22 protein-coding genes are annotated in these 18,940 nt (G+C 73.1%); 12 read left to right on the forward strand and 10 right to left on the reverse strand.

From position 1 onward, the window contains the following. Positions 1-363: 363 nt before the first annotated feature. Complete coding sequence (locus CG736_RS17040) at positions 364-1,212, reverse strand: ECF subfamily RNA polymerase sigma factor, BldN family (RefSeq protein WP_369880211.1); 849 nt, start codon at positions 1,210-1,212, stop codon at positions 364-366. A 487-nt stretch (positions 1,213-1,699) separates the two neighbouring features. Next, on the reverse strand, positions 1,700-2,638 hold the full coding sequence (locus tag CG736_RS17045; RefSeq protein WP_100587098.1) for an HAD family phosphatase: 939 nt from the start codon (positions 2,636-2,638) through the stop codon (positions 1,700-1,702). 99 nt (positions 2,639-2,737) lie between these two features. On the opposite strand from CG736_RS17045, the gene CG736_RS17050 reads away from it, so the two are divergent. The 7 genes from CG736_RS17050 to hemB all read left to right on the forward strand — a co-directional run bounded on the left by CG736_RS17050 (position 2,738) and on the right by hemB (position 9,909). Next, positions 2,738-3,016 carry a glutaredoxin family protein gene (locus CG736_RS17050; protein WP_100587099.1) on the forward strand — a complete coding sequence of 93 codons (279 nt, stop codon included), beginning with the start codon at positions 2,738-2,740 and terminating at the stop codon, positions 3,014-3,016. A 155-nt stretch (positions 3,017-3,171) separates the two neighbouring features. Beyond that, positions 3,172-3,846 carry a 3'-5' exonuclease gene (locus tag CG736_RS17055; protein WP_100587100.1) on the forward strand — a complete coding sequence of 225 codons (675 nt, stop codon included), beginning with the start codon at positions 3,172-3,174 and terminating at the stop codon, positions 3,844-3,846. 107 nt (positions 3,847-3,953) lie between these two features. Then, positions 3,954-4,811, forward strand: coding sequence for a redox-sensing transcriptional repressor Rex (locus tag CG736_RS17060; protein ID WP_100587324.1), 858 nt, complete (start codon positions 3,954-3,956; stop codon positions 4,809-4,811). Between the two features lie 31 nt (positions 4,812-4,842). Continuing rightward, positions 4,843-6,228, forward strand: coding sequence for a glutamyl-tRNA reductase (locus tag CG736_RS17065; RefSeq protein WP_100587101.1), 1,386 nt, complete (start codon positions 4,843-4,845; stop codon positions 6,226-6,228). 41 nt (positions 6,229-6,269) lie between these two features. Then, positions 6,270-7,244 carry a hydroxymethylbilane synthase gene (gene hemC, locus CG736_RS17070; RefSeq protein ID WP_100587325.1) on the forward strand — a complete coding sequence of 325 codons (975 nt, stop codon included), beginning with the start codon at positions 6,270-6,272 and terminating at the stop codon, positions 7,242-7,244. Further along, positions 7,241-8,860 carry a bifunctional uroporphyrinogen-III C-methyltransferase/uroporphyrinogen-III synthase gene (locus CG736_RS17075; protein WP_100587102.1) on the forward strand — a complete coding sequence of 540 codons (1,620 nt, stop codon included), beginning with the start codon at positions 7,241-7,243 and terminating at the stop codon, positions 8,858-8,860. Before hemC ends, CG736_RS17075 begins: the two co-directional genes overlap by 4 nt. Before the next feature lie 68 nt (positions 8,861-8,928). Then, a complete protein-coding gene (gene hemB / locus CG736_RS17080; protein ID WP_100587103.1) occupies positions 8,929-9,909 on the forward strand; it encodes a porphobilinogen synthase in 981 nt (326 codons plus the stop codon). Between the two features lie 72 nt (positions 9,910-9,981). Here the strand turns inward: hemB and CG736_RS17085 are convergent, their stop codons facing one another. The 3 genes from CG736_RS17085 to CG736_RS17095 all read right to left on the reverse strand — a co-directional run bounded on the left by CG736_RS17085 (position 9,982) and on the right by CG736_RS17095 (position 11,274). Further along, positions 9,982-10,239 (reverse strand): hypothetical protein, encoded by a 258-nt coding sequence (locus CG736_RS17085; protein WP_043914751.1) that lies wholly within the window; start codon positions 10,237-10,239, stop codon positions 9,982-9,984. 195 nt (positions 10,240-10,434) lie between these two features. Then, on the reverse strand, positions 10,435-10,782 hold the full coding sequence (locus tag CG736_RS17090) for a hypothetical protein (protein ID WP_043914748.1): 348 nt from the start codon (positions 10,780-10,782) through the stop codon (positions 10,435-10,437). Positions 10,783-10,929: 147 nt separating this feature from the next. Then, positions 10,930-11,274: a rodlet layer protein gene (locus CG736_RS17095; RefSeq protein ID WP_100587104.1), complete on the reverse strand. Its 345-nt coding sequence runs from the start codon at positions 11,272-11,274 to the stop codon at positions 10,930-10,932. A gap of 319 nt (positions 11,275-11,593) precedes the next feature. Between CG736_RS17095 and CG736_RS17100 the strand changes: the two genes are divergently transcribed. Further along, positions 11,594-12,301, forward strand: a complete 708-nt coding sequence (locus CG736_RS17100) for a hypothetical protein (protein WP_100587105.1) — start codon at positions 11,594-11,596, stop codon at positions 12,299-12,301. Positions 12,302-12,373: 72 nt separating this feature from the next. Here the strand turns inward: CG736_RS17100 and CG736_RS17105 are convergent, their stop codons facing one another. From CG736_RS17105 to CG736_RS17120, 4 genes are all read right to left on the reverse strand, one after another. Continuing rightward, positions 12,374-12,757 (reverse strand): hypothetical protein, encoded by a 384-nt coding sequence (locus CG736_RS17105; RefSeq protein WP_100587106.1) that lies wholly within the window; start codon positions 12,755-12,757, stop codon positions 12,374-12,376. Between the two features lie 99 nt (positions 12,758-12,856). Next, positions 12,857-13,222, reverse strand: coding sequence for a chaplin (locus CG736_RS38625; protein ID WP_232734043.1), 366 nt, complete (start codon positions 13,220-13,222; stop codon positions 12,857-12,859). Positions 13,223-13,297: 75 nt separating this feature from the next. Beyond that, the gene (locus CG736_RS17115; protein WP_043914739.1) at positions 13,298-13,540 is read right to left on the reverse strand and encodes a chaplin; all 243 of its coding nucleotides are present in this window, start codon (positions 13,538-13,540) and stop codon (positions 13,298-13,300) included. Between the two features lie 178 nt (positions 13,541-13,718). Next, the gene (locus CG736_RS17120) at positions 13,719-13,961 is read right to left on the reverse strand and encodes a chaplin (RefSeq protein ID WP_100587107.1); all 243 of its coding nucleotides are present in this window, start codon (positions 13,959-13,961) and stop codon (positions 13,719-13,721) included. Positions 13,962-14,214: 253 nt separating this feature from the next. Between CG736_RS17120 and CG736_RS17125 the strand changes: the two genes are divergently transcribed. Continuing rightward, positions 14,215-14,454, forward strand: a complete 240-nt coding sequence (locus tag CG736_RS17125) for a chaplin (protein ID WP_043914736.1) — start codon at positions 14,215-14,217, stop codon at positions 14,452-14,454. A gap of 257 nt (positions 14,455-14,711) precedes the next feature. Then, entirely contained in the window at positions 14,712-16,361 is a 1,650-nt protein-coding gene (locus CG736_RS17130; RefSeq protein ID WP_100587108.1) for an RICIN domain-containing protein, read from the forward strand. 38 nt (positions 16,362-16,399) lie between these two features. Here CG736_RS17130 and CG736_RS17135 read toward each other — a convergent pair whose 3' ends face one another. Beyond that, positions 16,400-16,978 carry a DUF4291 domain-containing protein gene (locus tag CG736_RS17135; protein WP_100587109.1) on the reverse strand — a complete coding sequence of 193 codons (579 nt, stop codon included), beginning with the start codon at positions 16,976-16,978 and terminating at the stop codon, positions 16,400-16,402. Between the two features lie 212 nt (positions 16,979-17,190). Between CG736_RS17135 and CG736_RS17140 the strand changes: the two genes are divergently transcribed. Further along, positions 17,191-17,946, forward strand: coding sequence for a sugar isomerase domain-containing protein (locus tag CG736_RS17140; protein WP_043914733.1), 756 nt, complete (start codon positions 17,191-17,193; stop codon positions 17,944-17,946). Continuing rightward, positions 17,943-18,935: an N-acetylglucosamine kinase gene (locus tag CG736_RS17145; protein ID WP_100587110.1), complete on the forward strand. Its 993-nt coding sequence runs from the start codon at positions 17,943-17,945 to the stop codon at positions 18,933-18,935. The genes CG736_RS17140 and CG736_RS17145 overlap by 4 nt, the downstream gene beginning before the upstream one ends. The last annotated feature ends 5 nt before the right edge of the window (positions 18,936-18,940 follow it).

The raw sequence follows: 18,940 nt of genomic DNA on the forward strand, positions 1-18,940 counted from the left end.
GGGCCACACCTCCCTTCGTCGTTTTCGACACCGCGGCCCGGCGGTTGGTTGTCCCGGCGGGCCCACACCACACCATCGGGTGACAGTTCGAGTTGCCTCTTGACTGTGGGCCCGGTGGCGGATTGCACGCTGGCCAACGAGCGGTGTCGGGAGTCGGTTACGCACGACCCCCCTGGCGTATTAAGCAGAGCAGATGACCGCTCTCTCACCCGGACGGGCAAGCGCCGGAGGCGGGTTGACGGCGCGTCAGGCGGAGGGTGAGCCGGCGAGGGGCGCACCGGGCCCCGGCGCGCCGCCAACGGGCGCGCCGGGCGCGGGTGTTCGGTCCGGGGTCTGCAGGGTGTGGCGTCCACGGGCGGCGGACTACCGGGCGTCCGGCGGCAGCAGGCGGGCCAGCGTGCGCACCGCCCGGTACTGCAGCGTCTTGATGGCGCCCTCGTTCTTCCCCATGATCCGGGCCGTCTCGGCGACCGAGAGGCCCTGCAGGAAGCGCAGCGTGACGCACTCCTGCTGCTGCGGGTTGAGCCGGCGCACCGCGTCCAGCAGGGCGGCGTTGGAGAGCGACTCCAGCACCGACTCCTCGGGGCTGCGCTCGCACTCGTTGGAGTCGAGCATCTCGCCGGTGGTGACCTCCAGCCGGAACCGGCTGGACTTGAAGTGGTCGGCCACCAGGTTGCGGGCGATGGTGACCAGCCAGGCGCCGAAGTCGCGGCCCTGCCAGGTGAAGGTGCCGATCCGGCGCAGCGCGCGCAGGAACGTCTCGCTGGTGAGGTCCTCGGCGGTGGCCCGGCTGCCGACCCGGTAGTAGATGTACCGGTAGACGGTGTCGGCGTAGTGGTCGTAGAGCCGGCCGAAGGCCTCGCTCTCGCCGTTCTGGGCGCGTTCGACCAGGTCGACGACGGGGTTGTGCTCGGTGTCGTAGCCGGGTCCGGCGGGGGCGGTGCGGGCGCGGCCGCGGGTGCCGGGGGAGGGGACGGTCCGGCTGCGCGGGGCGGCGGCGGGGGAGCCGGCGGCGGTGGAGCGCAGCAGGGGCGAGGCGAACGCGGCGGGGGCGGGCGCGGCGAACGCGGGGCCGGCCACCGCGGGTTCGGGGACCAGCAGTTCGAACTCGCGGATCGCGGCCCACAACCGCTCCAGGCGCACACCGCGGCGCAGGCCGGCGGTCGACGGGCGGGAGGTGGCTGGCGCGTCGTTCCGGACGGGTGGGTACACGGGACTCCCAGAGGCAGAACTGTGGACGGATCACCTCCGCCTGCGCGGAGCAGCACGCCGCATTGACCACCCGTCACGGGGACGTTCGGGGTGGCGTGCATCCAGGAGAGAATAACGCTTTGTGCAATGACAGCTACACCGCGTGGTCGAAGTGGTCGAACAAAGTCCACTTCTTGTGCATATCCACCTACGGGTGACCGGAGTTGACACCATTTCACCGACCCAACGCGACCACTTGCGTGCGCCAGGTGACCGAACGGTGACGGAGGTCCGGGGTTTCCCCGGTCGGGGCGGTCTCAACCCACGACTTTGGCCGACTGTCGAACGATCATTTCCGGTCACGGTCGAGAGGCCTGTTCAGGCCCCTCGCGGCCGGATCGCGGGGCGTGCCGGGACCACCCGTCGAGGGGCGTGTCGGAGGCGACGGGTTGACGCCCGGTCAAGATCGCGCCGGGTGACGGAGGGACGACCGTGCGGTGACGGCGGGTCAGGCCTGCCGGCGGCGGCGCATCGCCACCGCGGTCGCGGCCGCCCCGGCCGCGACGCCGAGCGCGGCCGCCGCGGGGATGCCGACCCGGACGGCCTTGCGCCCGGTGCGGAAGTCCCGCACCCGCCAGCCCATCGCCCGGGCGTGCCGGCGCAGCGCCGCGTCCGGGTTGATCACGTACGGGTGGCCGACCAGGCTGAGCATCGGGATGTCGTTGGCGGAGTCGCTGAACGCGGCGCAGCGGGCCAGGTCGAGGTGCTCGCGGCGGGCCAGCGCCTGAACGGCGGCGGCCTTGGCGGGGCCGTGCAGCATGCCGCCGACCAGCTTGCCGGTGTACTCGCCGTCGCGGGTCTCGGCGACGGTGCCGAGGGCGCCGGTCATGCCGAGCCGGCGGGCGATCAGCCGGGCGACCTCCTGCGGGGCGGCGGTGACCAGCCAGACCCGCTGCCCGGCGTCCAGGTGCATCTGGACCAGGGCGCGGGTGCCGGGCCAGACCTTCTCGGCGAGGACGGGTTCGAAGATCTCCTCGCAGATCCGCTCCAGGTCGGCGGTGCGCTTGCCGGCGACCAGGCCGAGCGCGCTGTCCCGGGCGTCGGCGATGTGCTCGGGGTTCTCGGAGCCGCGCAGCCGGAACGCGGCCTGCTGCCAGGCGAACCGGACCAGGTCGCGGCGGGTGAAGAAGCGCCGCCGGTACAGGCCGACGCCGAGGTAGAAGATCGCGGCGCCGCGCAGGATGGTGTTGTCGCAGTCGAAGAACGCGGCGGCCCGGACGTCGCCGGGCACCGGGGTGTGGTCGCCCTCGGGGGCCTTGGGCGGTCCGGGCTCCGTGTCGTCCGGGCCCAGCTGTTCCTGGGCGGCGTCGGCCGCGGCCTCGCCCGCCAGGGCGGTCCGTTCGTCGGTGGAACGCCTAGACCGGGTGAGCCTTCGCAGCGCTGCCATGCAACGAGCATAGTCAGCCGGGCCGTCCGCCCCCGTGACCGAGGAGTGCCGCGGCGGTGAACGAGGGGCGTCCGGGGCGGCGGTGTGAGCGACGGCAGAATGGGCGCTGTGAGCCTGCTGCGACGTGACAAGAAGAATCCGGCCGACACCGTGGTGACGCTGATCGGCAAGCCCGGCTGCCACCTGTGCGAGGACGCCCGGGAGGTGATCCTCAAGGTGGTGGAGGAGCTCGGCGTCGGCTTCGAGGAGAAGGACATCCTGCAGGACGCGGCGCTGTACGAGCAGTACGCCGAGCAGATCCCGGTGACCCTGATCGACGGCCGTCAGCACGACTTCTGGCGGGTGGACGAGCAGCGGCTGCGCAAGGCGCTGGCCTGACCCCCGCCCGGCCGGTGTGACCCTCCTCGCACCGGCCCGCCCGGGCGGTCCTTCGTGGACGTTCGACTGTCCCGGCCCTAGGAGTTCGACCGGGTTCCGGCATACCATCGAACGTCTTTCCGTGTCCGCCGGGGGCCGTGCAAGAGGAGGGCGCGATGAACGGCTATGCCGTCGTCGACGTCGAGGCCACCGGTCGCAGCCCCTGGCGCCACCGGGTGGTCGAGGTCGCCGTGGTGCAGCTGGACGCGGCCCTGCGCACCGAGCGGGAGTTCGCCACGCTGCTCGATCCGGCCGGACCGGTCGGGCCGACGCACGTGCACCGGATAGCGCAGGAGGACGTGGCCGGCGCGCCCCGGTTCCGGCAGATCGCGCCGTGGCTGCTGGAGCTGCTGGCCGACCGGGTGCTGGTCGGGCACCACGTGACCTGCGACCGGGCGTTCCTGGAGCGGGAGTTCGCGCGGATCGGCGTGGTGCTGCCGACGGTGCCGACGCTGTGCACGATGCGGCTGGCCCGTCGGCTGCTGCCGCAGGCGGGCGGGTTCGGACTGTCGGCGTGCGTGGAGGCGGCCGGGCTCGGCTGGTTCCCGGCGCACACCGCGCTGGGCGACGCGCAGGCCACCGTGGAGCTGCTGCGGCACTGCCGCCGGGTCGGCAGCGCGGCCGAGGAGCCCGTTCCGACCGCCGCGGTGCCGTGGCCGCGGCTGGCGCCGGGCCGTTCGGCAGGTTCCCGGGAGCCGGTGCGGCTGCTGCGCCGGTGGGCGCCGCTGGGTCCGTGGCCGGCCGGAGTGGAGGGGCCGCGGCCGCTGGTCGACGCGGCGGGTTACGAGTGATGCGTGTCACTGTTCGGGGACAAATCGGACACCATCTTTGTGCACACGTTCACAAACGCATAGCCTGGCGGTCCAAGCCCAGCTTCACCCACAGGAGCAACGTGGCAATCGGCCGACCCTCCCCCAGCAGTTCGCAGACGCCCGACCCGGGCGCCGCGCGCCGGACCTCGCGTGCGCGGGGCATTCCGGAGGCGACCGTGGCCCGACTCCCGCTCTACCTGCGGGCGCTGACCGCGCTGTCCGAGCGTTCCGTGCCGACCGTCTCCTCCGAGGAGCTGGCCGCCGCGGCCGGCGTGAACTCCGCCAAGCTGCGCAAGGACTTCTCCTACCTCGGGTCCTACGGCACCCGCGGCGTCGGCTACGACGTGGAGTACCTCGTCTACCAGATCTCCCGCGAGCTCGGCCTCACCCAGGACTGGCCGGTCGTCATCGTGGGCATCGGCAACCTCGGCCACGCGCTCGCCAACTACGGCGGCTTCGCGTCCCGCGGATTCCGGGTGGCCGCCCTGCTGGACGCCGACCCCAACGTGGTCGGCAGCACCGCCGCCGGCCTGCCGGTGCGGCACATGGACGAGCTGGAGGACATCGTCGTCTCCCAGCACGTCTCCATCGGCGTCATCACCACCCCGCCCGGCGCCGCCCAGCTGGTCTGCGACCGCCTGGTCGAGGCCGGCGTCACCAGCATCCTCAACTTCGCCCCCACCGTGCTGACCGTCCCGGACGGCGTGGACGTGCGCAAGGTCGACCTCTCGATCGAGCTGCAGATCCTCGCCTTCCACGAGCAGCGCAAGGCCGGCGACGAGCCCGCCGGCGACTCGGTGCTCGACCGCGCCCCCGGGCCGGTCCGCGCCGCGGCGGCCAAGCTGCGCCGCGCCGCAGGCGGCGGCAAGTCGGCCGAGCCGGCGAAGAGCGCCCCGGCCGCCAAGGGCCCCGAGGACGACCTGTCCGCGGTGATGCCGGCGTGAGCACGAACATCCGTCACGACGAGGTGGGGGCATGAGTCTTCTGGTAGTCGGTCTGAGCCACCGGACCGCACCGGTCGGCGTGCTGGAGCGCGCCGCGCTCACCGGCGAGACCCCGACCCGGCTGCTGCACGACGCCGCCGCCTCGGCGACCGTCGCCGAGGCCGCGCTGGTCAACACCTGCAACCGGATCGAGCTGTACGCCGACGTGGACAAGTTCCACGCCGGCGTCGCCGAGCTGTCCCAGCTGCTCGCCGGGCACAGCGGCGTCGACATCGACGAGCTCACCCCGCACCTGTACGTGCACTACGAGGACCGCGCCGTCCACCACCTGTTCTCGGTGGCCTGCGGCCTGGACTCGATGGTCGTCGGCGAGGGCCAGATCCTCGGCCAGCTGCGCGACGCCCTGGCCAAGGCCCAGGACGAGCACACCGCGGGCCGCGGCCTGAACGAGCTGTTCCAGCAGGCCCTGCGGGTCGGCAAGCGGGCGCACAGCGAGACCGGCATCGACAAGGCCGGCCAGTCGCTGGTCACCTTCGGCCTGGAGCAGGTCGCCGCCGGCGCCGGCCCGATCGCCGGCAAGCGCGCCCTGGTGGTCGGCGCGGGCTCGATGAGCTCGCTGGCCGCCGCCACCCTGGTCCGCTCCGGCGTCACCGACCTGCAGATCGCCAACCGCACCCCGGCCCGCGCCGAGCGCTTGGCGGAGATCCTCGGCGGCGCCGCCCGCACCCTGGACTTCGACCGGGTCCCGCAGGCGCTCGCCGACGTGGACCTGGTGATCTCCTGCACCGGCGCGGCCGGCACCGTCATCGACGCCGCCGAGGTGGCCGCCGCGGTCGCCGCCCGCACCGCCGAGCAGCCGCTCGCCTTCCTCGACCTCGCCATGCCGCGGGACGTCGACCACGCCGTGCACCGGCTCGACGGCGCCCTGCTGGTCGACCTGGAGAGCCTCTCCCACGCGCACGCCGCCAGCCCCGGCGCGGGCGACGTGGACGCCGTCACCACCATCGTCGGCGACGAGGTCACCGCCTTCGGCCAGGCGCAGCGCGCCGCCCGGATCGCCCCCACCGTGGTCGCCCTGCGCGCCATGGCCTCCGAGGTGGTCCGCAGCGAACTCGCCCGGCTCACCTCCCGGCTGCCCGACCTGGACGAGCGCTCCAGCGCGGAGATCTCGCAGACCGTCCGCCGGGTGGTCGACAAACTGCTGCACGCCCCGACCGTCAAGGTCAAGCAGCTCGCCGGCGAACCCGGCGGGGCCTCCTACGCGGAAGCCCTGCGCGAGTTGTTCGACTTGGACCCGGCGGCAGTGCACGCTGTCTCCGGCACCCCGGTCGGCGACCGGGCCGGGTCCTCGATCCCGGCCGGCGGCATCCCCGCCGCCCAGGCCGCCGTCGCCCCGCCCGCCGGAGCACCCAGATGAACACCCCGTCAGCCCCCCAGCACGACCAGGACGATCACCTCATGAATGGTCCAGAGACAGTGACGCCGCTGCGCCTCGGTACCCGCCGCAGCGCCCTCGCCATGGCCCAGTCGGGCATGGTCGCCGAGGAGGTGGCCAAGATCACCGGCCGCCGGGTGGAGCTGGTCGAGATCACCACCTACGGGGACGTCTCCCGGGAGTCGCTGGCGCAGATCGGCGGCACCGGTGTGTTCGTCTCCGCGCTGCGCGACGCCCTGCTGGAGGGCCGCATCGACCTGGCCGTCCACTCGCTCAAGGACCTGCCGACCGCCGCCCCCGCCGGGCTGCTGCTGGCCGCCGTCCCCGAGCGCGAGGACGTCCGGGACTCCCTGGTCGCCCGCGACGGCCTCACCCTGGCCGAGCTGGTCGGCAAGGCCGGCGGCCGCACCGTCCGGATAGGCACCGGCTCCCCGCGCCGGATGGCCCAGCTCAACGCCTGGGCCCGGGCCCACGACGCGGACCTGGAGACCGTCGCGATCCGCGGCAACGTCGACACCCGCATCAACTACGTCACCTCCGGCGAGCTCGACGCCGTGGTGCTGGCCACCGCCGGCCTGAACCGGCTCGGCCGCTCCGGTGAGATCACCGAGCACCTCGACACCGCGCTGATGCTGCCCGCCCCCGGGCAGGGCGCGCTCGCGATCGAGTGCGTCGACCCGGCCCTGGCCGCCGTGCTGTCCCGGCTCGACCACGCCCCCACCCGGGCCGCCGTGGTCGCCGAGCGCGCCCTGCTGGCCACCCTGGAGGCCGGCTGCTCCGCGCCGGTCGCCGCGCTGGCCACCTGGGCCGGCACCGAACTGCGCCTGGACGGCGCGGTCGGCACCACCGATGGCGCCGAACTGCTGAAGATGTCCGCCAACGGCCCGCTCGTCCCCGACGAGACCGCCGAGGAGCAGGCCGCGGCCCTGGGCCGCGCCCTGGCCACCCGGCTGCTCGACACCGGAGCGGCCGACCTGATGGGGGAGCGCGCCCGATGACCGCCGCCGGATTCCACCCGCCCGCAGGGCGCTGCACCTTCCTCGGCGCCGGCCCCGGCGACCCCGGACTGCTCACCCTGCGCGCCGTCGACGTGCTCAGCACCGCCGACGTGCTGATCGCCGACCCGCTGACCGCCGCCGCGGTGCGCACCCACTGCCCCAGCGGCGTCCAGGTGCTCGACCCGGCCGAGGCCGGCAAGGAGCTGTGCGACCTGGCCGCCGACGCGGTCAAGGCCGGCCGCCACCTGGTCCGCACCGTGGACGGCGACCCCGGCCTGGACGGCTGCGCCGCCCAGGAGATGCTGCGCTGCGCCAAGGCCGGCGTCCCGTTCGAGGTCGTCCCCGGCGTCGCCCAGTCGGTGGGCGTGCCCGCCTACGCGGGCGTGCCGCTCCGTGGCGACCAGGGCGCGGACGTCCGGTTCGTGGACGGCGAGGCGCTGCTCGGCGGCCAGCTGGTCGACCTGGGCGCGCCCGAGACCACGCTGGTGGTCCGCACCACCCTGGGCCAGCTGCCGGTGACCGCGAACGCCCTGGTGGCGCACGGCCGCAAGCCCGACGCGGCGCTGTCGGCGACGCTGTCCGGCACCACCACCCGGCAGCGCACCTTCACCTCCACGCTGTCCGCGATCGCCGCCGACCTGAAGGCCGCCCGGGTGCTGCCCTCGCCGGTCTCCGCCCCGGTGGACCCGGCGACCTCGGTGATAGCCGTGGTCGGCGAGCAGGTCGCGCACCGCGCCTCGCACTCGTGGTTCGAGACCAAGCCGCTGTTCGGCTGGAACGTCCTCGTCCCGCGCACCAAGGAGCAGGCGCACGGCCTGTCCGAGCAGCTGCGCTCCTACGGCGCGGTGCCGCAGGAGGTGCCGACCATCGCGGTCGAGCCGCCGCGCACCCCGCAGCAGATGGAGCGGGCGATCAAGGGCCTGGTCACCGGCCGCTACGAGTGGATCGCCTTCACCTCGGTGAACGCCGTCAAGGCCGTCCGGGAGAAGTTCGAGGAGTACGGACTGGACGCCCGGGCGTTCGCCGGCATCAAGGTCGCGGCGGTCGGCGAGACCACCGCGCAGGCGCTGGTCGACTTCGGCGTGAAGCCCGACCTGGTGCCGTCCGGCGAGCAGTCCGCCGCCGGCCTGCTGGAGGACTGGCCGCCGTACGACCCGGTGTTCGACCCGATCGACCGGGTGCTGCTGCCGCGCGCCGACATCGCCACCGAGACCCTGGTGGCCGGCCTGGTCGAGCTCGGCTGGGAGGTCGACGACGTGACGGCGTACCGGACGGTGCGCGCCTCGCCGCCGCCGGCCGAGACCCGGGAGGCGATCAAGGGCGGCGGTTTCGACGCGGTGCTGTTCACCTCGTCCTCGACCGTCCGGAACCTGGTCGGCATCGCCGGCAAGCCGCACAACGTGACCGTCATCGCCTGCATCGGCCCGGCCACCGCCAAGACGGCGGAGGAGCACGGCCTGCGGGTCGACGTGATGGCCCCGGCCCCGTCCGCGTCCGCGCTCGCCCAGGCGCTGGCCGACTTCGGGGCCAACCGCCGGGACGCCGCCACCGCGGCGGGCGAGCCGGTCTACCGGCCGAGCGAACGCCGCCCCGGTTCGCGCCGCAAGGCGCGTTGACCCTCCGTCAGGGGGAGGCCCGACGGCCTCCCCCTGACGTCTTCTCCGCGACTCAGGGAGCCTTCGAAGTGTCCGCCGAATTCCCGTCCGTCCGCCCGCGCCGCCTGCGCTCCACCCCCGCGATGCGTCGCCTGGTCGCCGAGACCCGGCTGCACCCGGCCGAGCTGGTCCTGCCGGCGTTCGTCCGCGAGGGCCTCACCGAGCCGAAGCCGATCACCGCGATGCCGGGCGTCGTCCAGCACACCCGCGACACCCTGCGCCGGGCCGCCGTGGAGGCCGCCGAGGCCGGCGTCGGCGGCATCATGCTGTTCGGCGTCCCCGAGGTGCAGGACGCGATCGGCTCCGAGGGCACCAGCCCCGAGGGCATCCTGCAGCTCGCCATCCGCGACGTGGTCTCCGAGGTCGGCGACGCCCTCGTGGTGATGTCCGACCTGTGCCTGGACGAGTACACCGACCACGGCCACTGCGGCGTGCTCGCCGCGGACGGATCGGTCGACAACGACGCCACCCTGGAGCGCTACGCCGAGATGGCCGTTGTGCAGGCCGACGCGGGCGTCCACCTGGTCGGCCCGTCCGGGATGATGGACGGTCAGGTCGCGGTCGTCCGCCGGGCGCTGGACGACGCGGGCCACCAGGACGTCGGCGTCCTCGCGTACACCGCGAAGTACGCCTCCGCGTTCTTCGGCCCGTTCCGGGAGGCCGTCGGCTCCTCGCTGAAGGGCGACCGCAAGACCTACCAGCAGGACCCGGCCAACGCCCGCGAGGCGCTGCGCGAGCTGGAGCAGGACCTCGCCGAGGGCGCCGACATGGTGATGGTCAAGCCCGCGATGGCCTACCTGGACATCCTGCGCCGGATCGCCGACGTCTCCCCGGTGCCGGTCTCCGCGTACCAGGTGTCCGGGGAGTACTCGATGGTCGAGGCCGCCGCCGCCAACGGCTGGATCGACCGCGAGCGGACCATCCTGGAGACCCTCACCTCGATCCGCCGGGCCGGCGCCGAGCAGATCCTCACCTACTGGGCCACCGAGGCCGCCCGCCTGGTGCGCTGACGCCGGGCCGCCGACAGGCCGAAGGGCGCGACCGCCGGGAGTGGCGGTCGCGCCCTTCGGGGTGACGCGGGGTCAGTCCATGGCGATGATGCCGCCACCGCCGCCGCCGAGGGCGGTGGAGGTGGCCCAGCCGCCGCCGCCACCCATGGTGAAGATGTGGTCGGTCGCGGCGACGCCGCCGCCGTGGCCCGCGAGGAAGGGCTCGTGGGCGGTGATGACGCCCTCCTCGCCGCCGCCGGCCACGACGGTCGCGGAGGCGGGCGCGGCGATGCCGGCCAGCGCGAGCGCGGCGACGGTGGTGACGACGGCCTTGCCCAGCTTGCTCTTCATGGAGAGTTCCTCTCTGCGTCGATGCTGTCTCAAGGTCAACACGGGGGTGCGGCCGGTGGGTCGCTGCACGCGCCCACGGGTGCTCCGATCACCCGATCGCGCCGCGGACGAACGGGTGGTGTGGGGCCGGAGACACGGAACCGCCGGGCCCGGGGCTGGCCCCGGACCCGGCGGTCGGCTGTGACCGGGGAAGGATCAGCCGATCAGGTGGGAGACGCCGCCGTCGCCGCTGGTGGCGGTGTTCTGGCCGATGTCGCAGGTCTGCTTGGCGCCGTTGTTGAGCGCGTCGACCTCGACCGGGACGACGATGCCGATGAGGGCGCCCACGCCGATGTTGTGGATGTCGGGCAGGCAGATGTTCGGGTTGTCCAGCACGTGGTTGTTCGGGCTGTGGTTGCCGTGGGTGCCGGTGGCGTTGGTGCCGCCGTCGCCCTGGATGGAGGCCGCGGAGCCGTCCGCGTCGCCGATGGCCATCGCGGGGGAGGCGGACATGGCGAAACCGGCGGCGACGACGCCGACGGCGGCGAGAGCCTTCTTGATCATGGGGTCATTCCTTTTCGGATCTGATGGAGTGGAGCAGCAACCCCTTGCGCGTGGCTCGCGCCGGGGCCGACCGCCCGGCCGGGGGAACGGACCGGGCGGGTCATGGGGCGCGGAACCGGGGTTCCGCGCCAGGGCAGTGACGGTGCGTCAGCCGACCAGGTGGGAGACGCCGCCGTCGCCGCTGCCGACAGTGCCCTGGCCGACCACACAGGTCTGCTTGGGCTGGTTGTTGAGCGCCTGGACCTCGACCGGGACGGCGACGCCGAGCACTGCCACGCCGACGTTGTGGATCTCCGGCAGGCAGATGTTCGGGTTGTCGGCGAAGTGGAAGTTCGGGCTGTGGTTGCCCCAGGTGCCGCTGGAGTTGGTGCCGCCATTCCCCTGGATGGTGGCGGCGGAACCGTCCGCGTCGCCGATCGCGACGGCGGGGGTGGACACCGCGGCCAGCGCGGCGGCGGCCAGGCCCACGGTGGCCAAGGACTTCTTGAGCATGGTGGAGATACCTCTCTGAAATGCCGTTCGAGGGGTGCTGCCCCGTCGTCGTCGGGATCAAAGAATGGCGAACAGGAAAGTTACGGGGGCGGAGAAAATTCGTCGAGGATCACCGGTTTCCCTGCGTGCCGGTCCGATTATTGGGCCGTTCAGGTTAACTGCCGCTATCCGTGAGGGAGCTGGCTCGTTCGCCAAGGTGTGTGCGCCGCACCCGAATTACCCTCGGGGTCCACGGTGCCACGAGAAGTCATACGGAATGACCGACGTACCGAATGACCGACCTACCGAATTACCGGATATCGAACGAACGGCGGACACCATGAAGCTCTCCAAGCGGGCCACCGGCGCCCTGCTGCTGGCGGTCGGCGCCGGCGTGGCTGCGGCGCAGGGCGTGGCCCAGGCGGCCCCGAAGACCCCGTCCGAGGTCGCCGCGCTGGAGGACGGGCTGGCCACCAAGGAGGTGCCGTTCAGCATTCCGCTCAGCACGGCGATGTCGCCGCTGCCGCTGCTCGCGGACGGCGGCGAGATCCACGGCGGCATCCCGAGCTCGCCGCTGCTGCCGCCCACCGACACCGGCCAGAGCCCGACCCAGCCGATCCCGGACCACATCCTGCCCGCCGTCAACGGCACCAAGCTGGGTCCGTCGCTGGGCGCCACCCTGCCGCTGCCCGAGGCGGACCGGGGCGCGAAGCTCGGCACCCTGGACCTGGACGCTCCGGCCGCCCCGCTGAACCTGGCCGGACCGGCGGTGGGCCTGGGCCAGCCGGTCACCTTCGTCCGCAGCGAGAGCGGCGAACTGACCGACGCGGCGCTGTCCCTGGACAAGGTGGACCCGCACCTGGTGACCGCCCCCGTGCAGGCCGTGCCGGGCGCCAAGGCCTCGCTCGGCGGCGAGCAGGACCAGATCTCGGTCACCGACTCGGTGAAGGGGCTGGCCGCCACCACGACCTCCATGACGGGCGAGATGCTCAACCAGGCCGGCCCGGCGCAGACCCTCACCGGCGCGCTGGACCAGTCGCAGATGTGACGGCACGTCAGAAGTGCCGCACGGCCCGGCTGCTCCTCGCGGAGGCCGGGCCGTACGGCTGCCGGGCGCGGGTCAGATCGGCAGTGCGGTGAGCAGCGGGCCGGCCAGCGGGAGGTTCTTGGCCCCGCCGCCGGCGGACAGCGGCGCGGTGAGCGTGCCGGTGCCGACCGGGCCGAGCCCGTTGTCGGGGACCACCGCGACACCGTTGTCGAGCAGGTCGGCGGAGGAGTTGGCCCACGGGTCGAGCCGCAGGTCCTTGACCGGGGCGACCGCGTAGCCGAGCCCGGCGGTGGTGCCGCCGAGGGCCTGCTTGGCGTCGGTGGGCTGCAGGTGGGTGGTGGGCAGCGGGAGCCCGCCGAGCTGTTCGGTCTCGGCGTGCGCGGCCTGGGCAGTGGCGCCGCCGAGCAGCAGGGCGGTGCCGAGCGCGGCCAGCGCGCCGGTGGTGGTCCGGGACATCGGCCATTCCTTCGGGGGTGAGAGGGGCGGGTACGAGCACTGCCCCCCGGCCGGTGGCCGAGGGGCAGTATGCACGGGCTGGTGAGCGGCCGGGGCCGGTCAGTCGCAGTCCTCGACCGGCTCGTGGTGGTGGTGGTGCGGGTGGGGGTGCTCGTGCTCGACCGGCGGCTCCTGCTGGGGCTCGTGCTCGACCGGCGCCGCCACGGGCGCGGGCGCGGCACCGCCGTCGGCGTTGACGCAGGTGTTGCCGAACGCCGGGTTCAGCAGGCCGATGATGTTGATCGAGTTGCCGCAGACGTTGACCGGGACGTGCACCGGGACCTGGATCTGGTTGCCGGAGAGCACGCCGGGGGAGTTGGCGGCGACGCCCTCGGCCTCGGCGGAGGCGTTGGCCAGGCCGGCCGAGCCCAGAACCAGGCCGGCGGCGGCGACGGACAGGACCGCGGCCTTCTTGAAGTTGCGCATGAGGGTTTGATCTCCTAGATCAAAACGGGGAGTTGGTGCGCCGCGCCGAACGGGCGCGGCGCGGCATCAGGCGGTTCAGCCGCCGTTGACGCAGGTGTTCCCGAAGGCCGGGTTCAGCAGCGCGATGATGTCGATGGTGTTGCCGCACAGGTTGATCGGGACGTGCACCGGGACCTGGATCTGGTTGCCGGAGAGTACGCCGGGGGAGTTGGCGGCGACGCCCTCGGCCTCGGAGGAGGCGTTGGCCAGGCCGGCCGAGCCGAGCATCAGACCGGTGGCGGCGACGGACAGGACCGCGGCCTTCTTGAAGTTGCGCATGACTTTCTCTTCCTCACGTTCTGCCCGACTGTGGAAGGTCGGGGTCGGGCGATCGCATCATCGCCCGCTGTTTTCGGGATCTGCCGGGAATGTCACTCACGCGGCCCAAGACCCGCGTGTCGCCCGTGGCTTGGGCGGTCGGCGCTGCGTCGGCGCCGCGCGCCGGACTCCGCCGGCGTCAGCCGCCGTTGACGCAGGTGTTGCCGAAGGCCGGGTTCAGCAGCGCGATGACGTCGATCGTGTTGCCGCACAGGTTGATCGGGACGTGCACCGGGACCTGGATCTGGTTGCCGGACACGACGCCGGCCGAGCCGGCGGCGACACCCTCGGCGTCGCTGCTGGCCACGGCCGCACCGGCGGTGCCGAGCAGCAGGGTCGCGGCGGCGGCGGAGCCGAAGGCGCCGAAGGCGAGCTTGCGCATGGTGAAGTCTCATTTCTTGCGGGTGGATCGGGTTCGCCAGGAAGAACGAACCAGTACGGCGGGGGAAACGGGCGAGTTCGCCGATCCTCCGAGCCGTTCACCCGAATGCTGCGGTTACGCCGGACGGGTGATTGTCCGAAGAACGGCGCAACTGTTCCGGAGGGGTCTCGTTGGCTGAGTGCACGTCCCGTGTGCTTCCTTCCGGTAGCCCCGGCGCGGCAATTGGAAGATCTGATTTAAAGAGGAGACTCAAATGAGCATCAAGAAGGCTGCCGCGGTCGGCGCCGCTGTCGCGGGCATCGTCGCCGTCGGTGCGGGTTCCGCCATGGCGAGCAGCGAGGCCGAGGGCGTCGCCGCCAACTCCCCCGGTGTGGTGTCCGGCAACCAGATCCAGGTCCCGGTGCACGTCCCGGTCAACCTGTGCGGCAACTCGATCAACATCGTCGGCCTGCTGAACCCGGCGTTCGGCAACACCTGCATCAACGGCGGCTGACCGCAGCCACTGGCAGATCGAGCCGCCGTCCGCACCGCATCAGCGGTACGGGCGGCGGCTCAACTGCGTTTTCCGGGCGCTTTCCTGACGGCACGTCTCCGTGCTCCGGTCAGGTCTCGCCGCGAGTCTTGTTGTGTTACCTGTCAGTACCTAGCATGTGAGCCTGCCTCATGTTCGCCGGGTTCCGGCCCGGTTCCCCCATGCTCCGCGCCGCTCGGCACCCGCCGGGCGATCCCCCACCCCGCAAGGAGTCATGAGTGTCCAGGACACCCACGGTCCGCCGCAGGCCCCCGGCCCTGCTCGCCACCGCCGCGCTGCTGGCCGCCCTCGGCCTCGGCTCGGGCTTCGGCACCGCTGCCACCGCCCAGGCCGCCTCGCCCAGTGCGGGCAAGCCCGCCGCCATCGTCGCCCTCGGCGACAGCGCGATCTCCGGCGAGGGCGCCGGCACCGACACCAACGACGACTACGTCCCCGGCACGGACAGCCCCACCAACTACTGCCACCGCTCCACCAAGTCCGAGATCTTCGTGACCCAGCTCCCCGGCGTCACCCCGATCGACCTGGCCTGCTCCGGCGCGCAGACCGGCGACCTGGTCAGCGACCCCGAGCTGGCGAAGATCACCGGACCGGGCAGCGGCGACTTCGGCGAGGCCAAGCAGGACGTCCAACTGGCCGCCACCGCGGCCGACTACGACGTGAAGATGGTCGTCGTCACGATCGGCGCGAACGACGACTTCGAGTTCGCCAACATCATGATGTCCTGCCTGGCCCAGTACTTCCCGATCCCGCAGTCCCAGGGCTGCCGCGACACCATCGGCAGCGCCGAGATCACCCGCCGCGCCGCCGGGGTCAAGCCCAAGGTGACGGCCGCGCTGACCAACATCCGCAACACCATGCGGAAGGCCGGCTACTCCGACGACTCCTACCAGCTCGTCTACCAGTCGTACTTCAACCCGATCACCCCCGACATCCGGCGCAACGACTACGTCGGCAAGGTCGCGGACGGCTGCCCGGCCTTCCCCGAGGACCTCGCCTGGGGCCACAACTGGGTCGTCCCCACGCTGAGCGACGCGCTGCGCGAGGCCGCCTCCGGCGTGCCGGGCGTGCGCTACCTCGACCAGCGGCGGGTCGCCTTCGGCCACGAGGTCTGCGCGGAGTGGACCAGCTCGCCGTACGAGTACACCAACGGCGACGTGATCGACCTGTCGGAGAGCACCCGCAACGGCTGCGACACCCCGATCTCCATCCCGGGCCTGTGCATGAACAACGTTCGCCAGTCGTACCACCTGCGGGTCGCCGGCTACGCCGCCGAGGCGGCCTGCCTGCGGCAGTTCTACCAGCAGTCCGGACTCGCCCAGGCGTTCTGCTCGCTCAACCAGCAGAACGGCACCTCGATCACCGGGCTCACCCCCGGCAAGCCGTTCCCGGACACCCCCGAGGACGGCGCCTGGTACCAGCTCACCAACCAGGCCAACGGCAAGGTGCTCGACCTGTCCGGCGGCGGCACCTACGGTGACTCCACCAACGGCCGCACCGCGATCACCTATCCCGCCACCGGCGGCCTGAACCAGTCCTTCGTGTTCGAGATCAAGGCCGGCGGCTCCTTCGAGCTCGACTTCAGCGGCAACCGGAACATGTGCCTGGACGTCTCCGGGGCCTCCACCGCGCCCGGCGCCAAGATCCAGCAGTGGGGCTGCAACGGCGGCGGCAACCAGCACTGGCTCCTGCAGCCGGTCGGCGACGGCACCTACAAGCTCGCCGACTCCCAGGACGCCACCAAGCTGGCCACCGCCTCCGCCCAGACCGACGCCCAGGGCAACCAGCTGGTCCAGCTGGCCGCCGACAACGGCTCCGCCGCGCAGCACTGGCAGCTGACCAAGCTCGGCATCGTCTACCTGCACGGCTGACCCACCGGCCTGACGGAGAGCCGCCCCTGCGACCTCCGTCAGGCCGCACCCAGCCGGACGGCCGCACCCGGCGGCATCGGGTACGGCCGCTCCGGCGGCAGCAGCGCGGCGTCCCTGGTGGCGTGCAACTCCCGGGCCAGCGGCGTCAGATCCTCGATCCGCACCAGCCACTCCCCGGCGTAGCGCCGCAGCAGCTCCCCGCTCAGCCCCAACTGCAACGACCGGTGCGGCAACGGCCGGAGATCCAGATCCCGCTCCGGATCCCACTGCACCCGGGCCGGACTGCGCCGCAGCGCCCGCTGCCACTCGGCCTTCGAGGCGTGCACCCCCGGCTGGTAGCCGCTCAGCACCGCCGCCTCCAGCGCGGCATCGAATCCCCGGCGGCTGATCACCACCCCGAGGATCCGCGACTGCCCCTCGGCGCGCGCCCAGTCGCTCCGGTACATCAGCCAGCGGAACGACGGCTTGATCCACGTCATCCGCTCCACCGAGAACGCCTCCGGCCACCGCCCGTCCGCGACCGCGGGGTCACCGATCTCGGGCCGGAACGCCTGGTACACCGTCACCGTCCCGTCGTCGTACCGGGCCCTGATCTGTCGCTTCGGCACCTCGTTCATCCGACCATCCTGTCGCACCCGGGCGCGAAGACCGAGGGTGCCGGGGGTACCCCCGAGTGGAGCCGAGGGGGCGGAAGCGTGCGACAGGCGCAAGGCCCCCCGTCCGCCCCTGATGCCTCGCCCTCCGTACTGGTCTAGTCCTGTCGTTGACAGCGGTGGCGGACCGGACCGACCATGTGAGCCGTCCCACAGTGCTCCGCCTGGAGGTTCACGTGCCCAGCCCCTCTGCAGTCGATTTCGTCGCCGCCGCCCACGCCGCCATCGACCGGGTCAGCAGCTCGCAGGCCGAGGAGGTGGCGAAGGCCGCCGAGCTGATCGCGGATGCGCTGGCCGCGGACGGCATCGTGCAGGCGTTCGGCACCGGTCACTCCGAGGCGTTCGCGATGGAGATCGCGGGGCGGGCCGGCGGGCTGGTGCCCAGCAACCGGATCGCGTTGCGCGACGTGGTGCTGTTCGGTGGGCGGCCGGTGGAGATCCTGTCCGGCTCCGAGCTGGAGCGGGGAACCGAATCGGCGGCGATGCTCTGGGAGTTGACCGCCCCGCACCCGGCCGACGTGTTCATTCTCGCATCGAACTCCGGCGTCAACGGCTGCGTGGTCGAACTCGCCCGGCTGGCGAAGGAGAACGGTCACCCGCTGATCGTCGTCACCTCCGCCGAGCACACCGCCGGTGTCCAGCCCAAGCACCCGTCCGGCCTGCGGCTGCGCGACTACGCGGACGTGGTGCTGGACAACGGCGCGCCGTTCGGCGACGCCGTGCTGCCGATGGCGGGTGGCGGCCGGGCCTGCGGCATCTCCTCGATCACCGCCGCGCTGCTCGGCCAGCAGATCATCGCCGAGGTGATCCGCCGGGTGGAGGAGAGCGGTGGCGTCCCGCCCGTCTACCTGTCGGCGAACATCCCCGGCGGCGACGAGCACAACAACAAGCTCGAAGCGCTGTACGCCGGCCGCATCCGCCGCACCGCATGACGACACATCAGCAGGTCTCGGCGGACGCGCCGCTGGTGCTCGGCCTCGACGTGGGCGGCACCAGCACCCGCGCGCTGGTCGCCACCCTGGACGGTCGGATCCTCGGCACCGCGCACGGCGCCGGGGGCAATCCGGTCGCGCACGGTGCGGAGGTCGCCGTCCGGGAGATCGGCGGCGCCGTCCGGGCCGCGCTGGCCGGGCTGGACCCGGCCGGGGTCGCGGCCGGGGTGATCGGTCTCGCGGGCGGCTCGCTCGCCCCGCCGGAGGTGCTGGCGCTCTGGCCCGCCACCGGACTGACCGTCACACCGCGGCTGGTCGGCGACGCCGAACTCGCCCACGCGGCCGGGACGGCAGCCGCCGACGGCACCCTGCTGCTCAGCGGCACGGGCGCGATCGCCGCGGAGATCCGCGACCACGCGCTGCGCCGCACCGCCGACGGTCACGGCTGGCTGCTCGGTGATCGCGGCTCCGGTTTCTGGCTGGGTCGCGAGGCGGTCGCCGCCGCGCTCACCGCCGTGGACCGGGCGCTGCCGTTCGACGGTCCGTCACTTCGGCTGCCCGGTCTGGCCGGGGCGATCGCCGACGCGCTGGTCGGACCGGACGGCCTGGGGCGCGAGCCGCGTTCGGCGCTGATCGCCGCCGCCCATGCCGAGGCCCCGGCCCGGCTGGCCCGGTTCGCGCCGATCGTCCTCGATCACGCGGCGGCCGGCGACCCGGTCGCCCTCGCCCTGGTCGACCGTGCCGCCGACCATCTGATCGCCACCCTCGCGCTGGTCCGCGAGCCCGATTCCCCGCTGCCGCTGGTGCTGGCCGGCGGGCTGCTCGCCTCGCAGACGCCGCTGGCGGCGCACCTGCGCCCGCGTCTGGCCGCCCGCTGGCCGGACGCGGTCGTCTCCACCGCCCGCAACGGCGCCGGCGCCGCCGCCTGGCTGGCCGCCCGGGACCTGGGTCGCGGAACGGAGGAGCTCCACCGCCTGCTGACGGCGTGAGCAGG

The sequence above is a fragment of the Kitasatospora sp. CB02891 genome (genome assembly GCF_002803145.1).
In the GTDB taxonomy this organism is placed as follows: Bacteria; Actinomycetota; Actinomycetes; order Streptomycetales; family Streptomycetaceae; genus Kitasatospora; species Kitasatospora griseola.